Source organism: Streptomyces sp. NRRL S-495 (assembly GCF_000966955.1).
GTDB lineage: Bacteria > Actinomycetota > Actinomycetes > Streptomycetales > Streptomycetaceae > Kitasatospora > Kitasatospora purpeofusca.
Genome location: NZ_JZWY01000371.1, coordinates 1 through 10,960 on the forward strand (window position 1 = coordinate 1; position 10,960 = coordinate 10,960).

At 76.6% G+C, this 10,960-nt stretch carries 3 protein-coding genes and 3 pseudogenes; 4 read left to right on the top strand and 2 right to left on the bottom strand.

Features of this window, described 5'->3' with window-relative positions:
• From VR45_RS19595 to cobA, 3 genes and pseudogenes are all read left to right on the top strand, one after another.
• Window positions 1–460, top strand: a pseudogene (locus VR45_RS19595) (precorrin-6y C5,15-methyltransferase (decarboxylating) subunit CbiE); the annotation flags it as partial.
• Window positions 461–1,065: 605 nt separating this feature from the next.
• Window positions 1,066–4,775 (top strand): annotated as a pseudogene (cobT, locus tag VR45_RS19600) (nicotinate-nucleotide--dimethylbenzimidazole phosphoribosyltransferase).
• A gap of 100 nt (window positions 4,776–4,875) precedes the next feature.
• Window positions 4,876–6,189 carry a uroporphyrinogen-III C-methyltransferase gene (cobA, locus tag VR45_RS19605; protein WP_078896664.1) on the top strand — a complete coding sequence of 438 codons (1,314 nt, stop codon included), beginning with the start codon at window positions 4,876–4,878 and terminating at the stop codon, window positions 6,187–6,189.
• A gap of 40 nt (window positions 6,190–6,229) precedes the next feature.
• Here the strand turns inward: cobA and VR45_RS19610 are convergent, their stop codons facing one another.
• On the bottom strand, window positions 6,230–9,001 hold the full coding sequence (locus VR45_RS19610; protein WP_078896665.1) for a SpoIIE family protein phosphatase: 2,772 nt from the start codon (window positions 8,999–9,001) through the stop codon (window positions 6,230–6,232).
• 98 nt (window positions 9,002–9,099) lie between these two features.
• Between VR45_RS19610 and VR45_RS19615 the strand changes: the two genes are divergently transcribed.
• Complete coding sequence (locus VR45_RS19615; protein ID WP_045941095.1) at window positions 9,100–9,909, top strand: RNA methyltransferase; 810 nt, start codon at window positions 9,100–9,102, stop codon at window positions 9,907–9,909.
• A 142-nt stretch (window positions 9,910–10,051) separates the two neighbouring features.
• Here the strand turns inward: VR45_RS19615 and VR45_RS19620 are convergent.
• Window positions 10,052–10,960: pseudogene (locus VR45_RS19620) on the bottom strand (hypothetical protein); the annotation flags it as partial.

Sequence of the window (10,960 nt, forward strand, 5' to 3'; positions counted from 1 at the left end):
CGTCTGGACCGTCGGCGCCGGCAGCGGCGCCCTCGCCGTCGACGCCGCCCGCTTCGGCGCGGCCGTCGTCGCCGTCGAGGCCGACCGCTCCGCCTGCGCCCGGCTCGCCGTCAACGCCCGCCGCTACGGCGTCGAGGTCGAGATCGTCCACGGCCGGGGCCCCGACGTCCTCGGCGAACTCCCCGAACCCGACGCCGCCGTCATCGAGACCGGCGGTCCGGAAGCCGTGCGCGCCGTGCTCTCCCGCCGCCCCGAACGGATCGTCGCCGTCGCCCGCACCCTCGCCGAGGCCGAGGAGGTCCGCCGCGTCATCGCCGGCGCCGGCTACATCGCCGACGGCGCGCTGCTCCAGTCCGCGCCCCTGCTCCCGCCGGCCGGGGCCGCCGCCGACGGACCCGGTCTGCGCCTCGGCATGGGCGACCCGGGCACCTTCCTGCTCTGGGGTGCGCAGAAACCGTGAAGGCCCGGTGGCGCCGGGTGGTGATCCCGGTGGGGGCCGGTGCCGATCCACCCGCCCCCGAATCCGCCCGCCGCGTCCGCCCGCCGTGCCCGCTCTCCGCGTCCTCCGGTCCGCCCGGTGCGCCAGGTACGCCCGCGACCCGGCGCCGCGGACCGGCCGGACGGTGATCCAGGTCGCATCCGGACACCGATTCGGGAGGCGGCGCCGCCGGGCCGGTAGTGTGGCGTCCGGGACGGCTGCGGTGTCCGACAGCCCGCCCGATCCGGTCGGGTCCGGTGCCTTTCTGACATGGCGCAGACCGACGAGGTTCGGAGTATGGGCAATTCGACGGGCCGCCCGCCGGACCTGGAGAATGCCGTAGGGTCCGGTGCGGTCGTGCCGGTTGCCCCGGCTTGTCGTTGTCTCAGATGACGCGCCGCCCGACCCGGGTGGCGCGCGGGCCGGGGTGCCGCAGCGCGCCGGAAGGTTGTCGGCCGCAGCGCCTCGGCGCGGCGGCCGTGTGTGATTGAGGGGCGGGCCGATGCAGGCCCGGCCCGTGCGGATGGGCGCTGCGGTCGGTGATCGTGTCGCCGAGGGCGCGGCAGCGGCCTGGAAGGAGCTTTGACATGACCGATGGCGGCCACGTCCCGAACGAGGGACTGCCGGAGCACCTGCTCGCCGGGCCCGACCAGCTCGGCGGCCCGGAGGGCGTCGCGGCTGTCGCACCCGTGCAGGGCGTCGCGCTGGACGGCACCCTCCCCGGCGTGCCCGGGGTCGGTGTTCCCGGTGCGGTCCCGCCCGGCGCCGCCGTCCTCCCGCCGCAGGGCGTGCCCGCCCACGGCGTGCCGGCCCACGGTGTTCCGGCCCACGGTGTTCCGGCGCAGGCCGTGCCCGTGCAGGCCGTGCCCGTGCACGGCGTCCCGGCACCGGGCACCCACGCACCGGGCACCCCGATCGGCGCGCCCGGATTCGCCGCGCCCGCCCCCGGAACGCCCGGCGCCGCCGGTGACGCCTGGGCCGCCGCCCCGCGCCCCACCTTCCACTTCGTCGACCAGCCGGATGGCCTCGACGACGAGGACGACGTGCTGCTGATGCCCGGTCCGCAGGGCTCCTGGGGCGAGCCGACGGCGCCCGCCGCCGACGCGGCCAACGACCCGCAGTCCCCGCCCGGCACCCCCGTCGAGCCGTCCTGGCCGCCGCTGGAGCCGCCCGTGCTCGGCGCCGCCGACCCGGCCGGCGCCCCTCACGGCTTCGCGCCGCAGGCCGCCCCCGGCGTCCAGACCGTGCCCGCCCAGCAGCAGGGCCCCGAGCCGGTGACGGCCGTTCAGTCGCCGCGCCGGCCGCTGCACGCCGGGCCGCCGATCCCGGACCCGTCCCTGATGACCGGCCAGGTCCCGGTCCGCTCGCTGGCCGACCGGGGTCCGTCGACCGGCAGCACGCCCGCGCACGGCATCCCGGTCCAGCCCGAGCCGGCGGCCGCGCCCGTCGCCGTCCAGCCCGCGCCTGCGCCGCAGCCGGTCGAGGCCGCCGTCCAGCAGCCTCCCGTCGTGCTGCCCGTCGCCGTTCCCGTCGAGGCGCCGGTCGTGGCCGAGGCGCCCGTCGAGGCCGTCGTCGAGATCGCCGCGGCACCCGAGAACACCGAGCCGGCCGTCGCTGACCCGGGCGCCGACCCGGTCGCCGTCGCTGTCGAGGCCCCGGCCGAGGGTCCCGCCGCCGAGGGCCCCGCCGCTGTCGCCGAGGCCGAGGTCGCCGCCGAGGCGCAGGCCGGGGGCGGTCAGCCGCGCCGCATCTCCGCCTTCCTCGCCGCGCCGACCCCGCACGGCCTCCCGCAGGTCGAGCCGGTCGCCGAGCCCGTGGCCGAGCCGCTGGTCGAGCAGTCCGCCCCGGCCGCCGTCGGGACGGAGGCGGAGCAGTCCGCCCCCATAGCGCCCGTCGCCGACCAGGCCGAGGCCGCCGCGCAGGCCGAGCCCGAGGCCGTCGAGCCCGCTGCGCCCGTCGCCGTCGAGCCGGTCCCGGCCGAGCAGCCCGAGCCTGCGCTGGAGGCCGCCGGGGCCGAAGGCGAGGCGCCCGTCGAGCCGGTGGCCGAGCCCGTGGCCGACCCGGCCGCCGCCGAGGCCCCCGCTGAGGTCCGCATCGACGCCCCCGCCGAGTCCCAGGCCCCGGAGGCGGCCGCCGAGACCGCCGCGGGCACCGGCGAGATGCCCTCCGGCCAGCCCGTCGCCGCCCCGGCGGACGTCCCGGCCGAGCCGGTGTCCGCCGCGCCCGCCGAGTCGGCCGAGGCCCCCGCCGAGGAGCAGCCCGCGGTCGAGCAGCCCGCCGTGCCGACGGACGCCGTCCCCGTCGACGCGCCGCCGGCCGACGCCCCGGCCGAACTGCCCGCGACCGAGGCCGCCGAGGCTGCCGAGACCGCCCCGGCCCCGCAGGCCGAGGAGGGCACCCCGGCCGAGCCGACCGCCGTCACCGAGCCCGCCGCTCCCGCCGAGGCCACCGGGCCCACCGACACGGCCGAGACCCCCGAGGCTCCGGCCGAGCCNCCGACGCCGAGGAGTCCGCCGAGCCCGAGGAGCCCGCCGTACCGCGCGGCCCCGCCGCCCCCGGCTACGACGAGGTCGGCCGCGAGGCCGTCCACCAGGTCATCCGCGAGCGCCGCGACATCCGCAACGGCTTCCGCCCCGACCCGATCCCGCACGAGGTGCTGATCCGCGTCCTGGAGGCGGCCCACACCGCCCCCAGCGTCGGCTACTCGCAGCCCTGGGACTTCGTGGTCATCCGCTCCGCCAAGACCCGCCGCAAGATGCACGAACTGGCCGAGCGCCAGCGCGAGGCGTTCGCCGACTCGCTCCCCAAGGGCCGCGCGAAGCAGTTCAAGGAAATCAAGATCGAGGCGATCCTCGAGACGCCTGTGAACATCGTCGTCACCGCCGACCGCACCCGCGGCGGCCGGCACACCCTGGGCCGGCACACCCAGCCGCAGATGGCCCCGTACTCGGCGGCCCTCGCGGTCGAGAACCTCTGGCTGGCCGCCCGCGCCGAGGGCCTCGGCGTCGGCTGGGTGAGCTTCTTCGACGAGGAGGAGCTGGTCCGCGAGCTCGGCCTGCCCGAGCACCTGGAGGTCGTCGCCTACCTGTGCGTCGGCTTCGTCGACGTCTTCCCGGACGAGCCCGAGCTCCAGCAGCAGGGCTGGGCCAAGAAGCGCCCGCTGTCCTGGGTCGTCCACGAGGAGCAGTACGGAAACCGCGCCCTGCCCGGCGAGGAGCCGCACAGCGTGCTCTCCGAGACCCTGCGCGGCATCCGCCCGCTGGACGCCAAGGCGCTCGGCGAGGCCTGGGACCGGCAGAAGCGGATGACCAAGCCGGCCGGCTCGCTCGGCATGCTGGAGATCATCTCCGCCCAGCTCAGCGGCCTGTCCCGCAAGTGCCCGCCGCCGCTCCCGGAACCCGCCTGCGTCGCGGTCTTCGCCGCCGACCACGGCGTGCACGCCCAGGGCGTCACCCCCTGGCCGCAGGAGGTCACCGCCCAGATGGTGGGCAACTTCCTGGCCGGGGGAGCGGTGGTCAACGCCTTCGCCAAGCAGATCGGCACCGAGGTCTGCGTCGTCGACGTCGGCGTGGCCGCCGAGCTGCCGGACGCGATCCAGCAGGGCCGCACCACCGGCCTGCTGCCGCGCAAGGTCAAGCCCGGCACCGACGACATGACCCAGGGCCCGGCGATGACCCGCGAGGAGGCCCTCAAGGCCCTCGAGGTCGGCATCGAGACCGCCCGCGACCTCGTCGCGGCCGGCAACAAGGCCCTGATCACCGGCGACATGGGCATTGCCAACACCACCGCCTCCGCCGCCCTGATCTCGGTCTTCACCGGGCTGGACCCGGCCGAGGTCACCGGCCGCGGCACCGGCATCGACGACGCGACCCACGCCCGCAAGGTGGAGGTCGTCCGCGCCGCGCTGGCCCTGCACCAGCCCGACCCGGCCGACCCGATCGGTGTGCTCGCCGCGGTCGGCGGCCTGGAGCACGCTGCCCTCGCCGGCTTCCTGCTCGGCGCGGCCAGCCTGCGCACCCCGGTGATCCTGGACGGCGTGATCGCCGGTTCGGCCGCGCTCGTCGCCAAGGCGATCGCGCCCGAGGTGCTCGCCGCCTGCATCGCCGGCCACCGCTCGGCCGAGCCCGGCCACCAGGCCGCCCTGGCCAAGCTGGGACTGCGTCCGCTGATCGACCTCGACCTGCGGCTCGGCGAGGGCACCGGCGCCCTGCTGGCCCTGCCGCTGGTGCAGAGTGCGGCCCGCGCGATGCACGATGTAGCCACCTTCGACTCCGCCGGGGTCACCGAGAAGGCCTGACGCTCGTCCGTACCGCTCCGTGCACCGGCCCGAGGGCGCGCCGGTGCGCGGAGCGGCGCCGTACCCCAGCACACCCTCACCCGATCCAGGAGCACCGCCGATGACCGCGCCCATCCCGCCCTCCTTGCCCGCCGACGGGCAGGAGGGGCCCAACTTGCCCGCCGACGGGCAGGAGGGGCCCAACCCCAGCACCGAGGGCCGTGCTCGCACTCCGTACCCGGTCGGCCTGCTGCTGGCCGGCCGCCGTGTCGTGGTGGTCGGCGGCGGCCACGTCGCCCAGCGGCGGCTGCCGGCGCTGCTCGCCACCGGCGCCGACGTGCACCTCATATCGCCGGTTACCACCCCGGCCGTGCAGGCGATGGCCGACGCCGGTGAGCTGACCTGGCACGAGCGCCGCTACCGGGAGGGCGACCTCGCCGACACCTGGTACGCGCTGGTCGCCACCGACGACCCGGCGGTGAACGCCGCCGTCAGCACCGAGGCGGAGCGCGAGCGGGTGTTCTGCGCCCGCAGCGACGACGCCTCCGCCGCCACCGCGTGGACGCCGGCCAGCGGGCGCGACGCCGGGGCGACCGTGGCCGTCCTCACCGGGGACCCGCGCCACTCGGCCGCGCTGCGCGACTCGATCGTCGAGGGGCTGCGCGACGGTTCGCTCGCCGCCCGCCAGTACCGCGCCCGGGGGGCGGGGGTGGCACTGGTCGGCGGCGGCCCGGGCGACCCGGACCTCATCACGGTGCGCGGCCGCCGGCTGCTCGCCGACGCGGACGTGGTGGTGGCCGACCGGCTGGCACCGCGCGAGCTGCTCGCCGAGTTGCCGGAGCACGTCGAGGTCATCGACGCGTCGAAGATCCCGTACGGGCGCTTCATGGCGCAGGAGGCGATCAACCGCACGCTGGTCGAGCACGCCAAGGCCGGCAAGTTCGTGGTGCGGCTCAAGGGCGGCGACCCGTACGTGTTCGGGCGCGGCGGCGAGGAGCTGCTGGCGTGCGTGGAGGCGGGGCTGCCGGTCACGGTGGTGCCGGGCATCTCCAGCTCGATCAGCGTGCCGGCGGCGGTCGGGGTGCCGGTCACCCATCGGGGGATGACCCACGAGTTCACCGTGGTCTCGGGCCACGTGGGGCCGGACGACGAGCGATCGCTGACCAACTGGGAGGCGCTCGCCGGGATGACCGGCACCCTGGTGCTGCTGATGGCCGTCGACAAGATCGGCGCCATCGCGGCCCGGCTGATCCGGGACGGGCGGGCCGCCGACACCCCGGTCGCCGTCGTCCAGGAAGGCACCACCGCCGCCCAGCGCCGGGTCGACGCCACCCTGGCGACGGTCGCCGCCACCGTCGAGGCCGAGCGGATCAAGCCCCCGGCCGTCATCGTCATCGGCGACGTCGTCAACGTCCTCGCCACTCCGGAGGCCTGAGGGCCGGGGCTGGGGCCGAGGCCCTGGCCCCACCCCCGCCTCACTCCAACGGCTGCTCCGTCCAGATCACCTTCCCGGTGGCGGTGTACCGCGTCCCCCACCGGTCCGCGAACTGCGCGACCAGGAAGAGCCCGCGCCCGCCCTCGTCGGTGGTGGCCGCGTACCGCAGATGCGGCGACGTACTGCTCCCGTCCGACACCTCGCAGATCAGTGACCGGTCGAGGAGCAGCCGCACCCGGATCGGCCCGGTGCCGTACCGGATCGCATTGGTCACCAGCTCGCTCAGGATCAGCTCGGTGACGAACGCCGCCTCGTCCAGCCCCCACTGCTCCAGCCGCTCCGCCACCGCCGCCCGCACCCCGGACACCGCCGCCGGGTCCGCCGGCACCTCCCACTGCGCCACCCGGTCCGCCGGCAGCACCCTGGTCCGCGCCACCAGCAGCGCGATGTCGTCCTGCGGACGTGCCGGCAGCAGCGCCCCCAGCACGTCCGCACAGGTCTGCTCCGGAGTGCGCGGCGGCCCGCTCAGCGCCGCCCGCAGCAGCTCCAGCCCCACGTCGATGTCCCGCTGACGGTCCTCCACCAGCCCGTCCGTGTACAGCACCAGCCGGCTGCCCTCCTCGACCTCCAGCTCCACCGTCTCGAACGGCAGCACCGCGAGCCCCAGCGGCGGCCCGGTCGGCAGCTCCGGGAACACCACCGTCCCGTCTGGCCGCACCAGCGCCGGCGGCGGATGCCCGGCACTGGCCAGCGTGCACCGCCGCGACACCGGGTCGTAGATCAGATACAGACAGGTCGCACCCGTCACGGCCGCCGCCCCGCCGCTCGCCGACTCCTCCTGGTCGATCCGGTTCACCAGCTCGTCCAGGTGCCCCAGCAGCTCGTCCGGCGGCAGGTCCAGCGTCGAGAAGTTGTGGATCGCCGTCCGCAGCCGCCCCATCGTGGCGGCCGCGTGCAGCCCGTGCCCGACCACGTCCCCGACCACCATCGCCACCCGCGCCCCCGGCAGCGGGATTACGTCGAACCAGTCGCCGCCCACCCCCGCCTGCGCCGGCAGGTACCGGTGCGCCACCTCCAGCGCGTTCTGCGCCGGCAGGTTGCGCGGCAGCAGACTGTGCTGCAGGGTCACCGCCATGGCGTGCTCCCGGGTGTACCGGCGCGCGTTGTCGATGCAGACGGCGGCGTGCGAGACCAGCTCCTCCGCCAGCGCGAGGTCCTCCTCCTCGAACGGCTCCTCCCGCTCCGACCGCCAGAACCGCGCCACCCCGAGCAGCACACCGCGCGACTTCAACGGCACCCGCACCAGCGAGTGCACCCCGTGGGCGAGCACCCGCTCCGCACCCTCGGGATCCTGCTCCCGCCACGCCTGCGCCTCCGCCAGCCGCGGCTCCACCCCGGGCAGCCCGCTGCTCAGCGTGCCCGCGAGCGGCGTCGACGGCGTGACCTCCACCACCGTGCCCACCGGGTAGAACGGCGGGTCGCCGTGCGCGGTCGCCAGCGCGGTCCGCCGCATCCGCAGCAGCGCCGGACCGGCCGGCGGCTCGTCGCCCTCCAGCACCTGCTCGGCGAGGTCGACGGTGACGATGTCCGCGAACCGGCCCACCGTCACCTGGGCCAGCTCCTCCGCGGTCCGGGTCACGTCCAGCGTGCTGCCCACCGAGACCCCGGCGTCGTACAGCAGCCGCAGCCGCCGCTGCGCCACCTCGGCCCGCCCGGTCAGCGCCAGCAGCTCGGTGGAGTCCCGCAGCGTCGCCACCGAACCGGGCGGCCCGCCGTTCCGGTCCGTGGGCCGCACGTTCACCGCGAGCAGCCGTTCACCGGCCATCACCACCTCGTCGGTGACCGACCGCCCGGCGGCCAGCAGCTCCAGCGGCGCCGGTTCCAGGCCCAGATCGGCGAGCGGACGCCCCTCGGCGTCGGGCGGCAGGTCGAGCAGCCGCCGCGCCTCGTCGTTGCAGAGCAGCAGCCGTCCGTCACCGCCGAGGATCAGCACGCCCTCGCGCACCGCGTGCAGCACCGCCGCGTGGTGCTCGTACATGCGGGTCATCTCGGTCGGCCCCAGGCCGTGGGTCTGCCGCTTCAGCCGCCGGCTGATCAGCGCCGTCCCACCGGTCGCCAGCCCGAGCGCGGCCGCCGCCGCGCCCAGCACCACCGGCAGCTGCCGCTCGCTGGCGCTGCTCACATTGGCGATCGTGATGCCCGCCGACACCATCCCGACGATCTGCCCGTCCGGCGCCCGCACCGGCACGATCGCCTGCACCAGCGGCCCGATGGTGCCGGTGACCTCCTCGGTCACCACCTGCCCGGACAGTGCGGGCTGGTAGTCGCCGACGAACTTGTGGCCGATCCGGTCCGGGTTCGGGTGGGTGTAGCGGATGCCGTCGTTGTTGAGCACGACGATGAAGTCCACGCCCGCGTTGATCCGCGCGGCCTGGGCCGAGGGCTGGAGGACCGCACTCGGGTCGGGGGAGCGCAGCGCCTCGACGATGCCGGGCGAGTTGGCGTAGGTCTGGGCGACCGCGACCGACCGGGTGGTGGCCTCCTGCCGGGCGTCGTTGCGGGACTGCACCACCAGGGCGAGCACGGCGGCCACCACCAGCAACAGCACCACCACGACCTGCAACGCGAAGACCTGTCCGGCCACCGAGCGCACCCGGACCGGCTTGGGCCGGGCCGTGCGGGCGTGCTGGTGCCGACCGTGTGGGCGCCCACCGGGGGAGCCGGCGGCGGTACCGGTGGATCGGGAGCCGGAAGCGGAACCGGTCGCACCAGGGTCCGACGGAGCCCAGGATCGGCCCGAAAAACGGGCCATACGTCATATTTGCACTCCGCGAGCCGACGGGCCAAGGCCACCCGCGACGAGCGTTGGGCCGGTTGGCCTTCCCCGGCCCGACTTGGCAAGATCTCAGGGTGTCCGAACCCAGTACCATCACCGACCCCGCCGACCCCCGTCTCGCCGACTACACCGGCCTGACCGACGTCGAACTCCGCCGCCGCCGCGAACCCGCCGAGGGCCTGTTCATCGCGGAGGGCGAGAAGGTCGTCCGCCGTGCCCTCGCGGCCGGCTACCGGATGCGGTCGATGCTGCTGACCCCCAAGTGGCTGGACGTGATGGCGGACGTCATCGCCGAAGCCGACGCCCCGGTGCACGTCGTCGAACCCGACCTGGCCGAGGCCGTCACCGGCTACCACGTCCACCGCGGCGCGCTCGCCTCGATGGAGCGGCAGCCGCTGCCGGACGCCGCGGACCTGCTGGCAGGTGCCCGCCGGGTGGCCGTGCTGGAGGGCCTGGTCGACCACACCAACCTCGGCGCGATCTTCCGCAGCGCGGCCGCCCTCGGCATGGACGCCGTGCTGCTCTCGCCCGACTGCGCCGACCCGCTGTACCGGCGCGCGGTCAAGGTCTCGATGGGTGCGGTCTTCGCCGTCCCGTACGCGCGGCTGGAGCCCTGGCCGGCCGCCCTGGACACGGTGCGCGCCGCCGGCTTCGAGCTGCTCGCGCTCACCCCGGCCGAGACCGCCGTGGACCTGGCCTCGCTGGTCCCCGAGGGTCGGGCCAGGACGGCCCTGATGCTCGGCGCCGAGGGCGACGGCCTCACCCGGCAGGCGCTGGCCGCCGCCGACCACGCCGTCCGCATCCCGATGGCCCACGGCATCGACTCCCTCAACGTCGGCGCCGCCGCAGCCGTGGCCTTCTACGCGGTCACCGCCACCCGCTGACCCCACCCCTCGACACCCGGCGGGGGCTGCAGGGGAAGTCGGTTGGCCGGACTTCCCGTGCGACGCTGCTGCCGCGCGGGACGTCGGATCCGCCGACTTCCCACTCCCGGACGCTCCCGGACGCTCCGGACCCTCCCGGACGTCAGCCCGTCGGGGCCGTGGGCGGTGCCGGGGCGGCGGCCGGGGGCGGGGTGACCGCCGGGGGAGTGGTGGCCGAACCGGGCCAGGACTCGTCCAGCGTGCCGTCCGCCCGCAGTGCGTAGCGGGTGGAGGTGGTCGCCCCGGTCTGGGTGACCCGCTCCTCGCGGACCAGCGCCCCGTTGTCCAGCCGCCAGGTCGCCACCGCCTGCGGATCCGCCGCCGAGGAGCGCGAGGTCAGGGCCGCCGGGGTGTCCCCGGTGAACGAGAAGAGCTGTACCAGGTCGACCGGCACCGACCCCTCCGAGCGCCGCAGGACGACCAGCGCCGCCGGCCCGCCCTTGTAGCGCGCCGGGAGTACGGCGCTGAGCACGACCTGCGGCCCCGGGCCCGCCGAGCGGCCGTCCCGCAGGGTGATCGCGGGACCGCCCGCCGGGTCGGCGTAGGAGCGGTTCGGCCAGTCGACCGCCGGCCCGGCACCCTGGGCGGGTGCCAGCGCGGCGTCCCCGGCCGCCGGGGCGCCGTGGGCCGCGGCCGCCAGCGGGCTGGTCGACGGCGCGATGCCGTCCGCCGAGAGTCCCGCCCCGGCCGGGGGAGTCCCGCCGTTCGCCTGTTCCCCCGCGCCGGCCGCCCCCGCCCCGACAGCGGCCCCGGGGGCGCCCGTCGAGCCCTGTGCGACGGAGGAGCTCACGGACGGCCGCAGCCCCTGGTTGTCGCGGTTCTCGCACCCCTGGGCCGCCGCGATGGCCAGCGCCACGCCGACGGTCACCGTCACGAACACCACGAGCCGCTGCCGCAGCAGCCGCTGCCGGGCCGTGCCCGGCCGCCCGCCGGGCACCGGGGTGTGCTGCCGGTCGCGGGGCCGGCCGGGCCGCTGGACCCGCTCGCGTCCGGGCGGCGGCGTGGCCTGCCG

Bases quoted from the DNA above. Each gene is read 5' to 3' on its own strand.
- cobA (WP_078896664.1), top strand. From the start codon at position 4,876: ATGACCGCGCCCATCCCGCCCTCCTTGCCCGCCGACGGGCAGGAGGGG.
- VR45_RS19610 (WP_078896665.1), bottom strand. From the start codon at position 9,001: ATGGCCCGTTTTTCGGGCCGATCCTGGGCTCCGTCGGACCCTGGTGCG.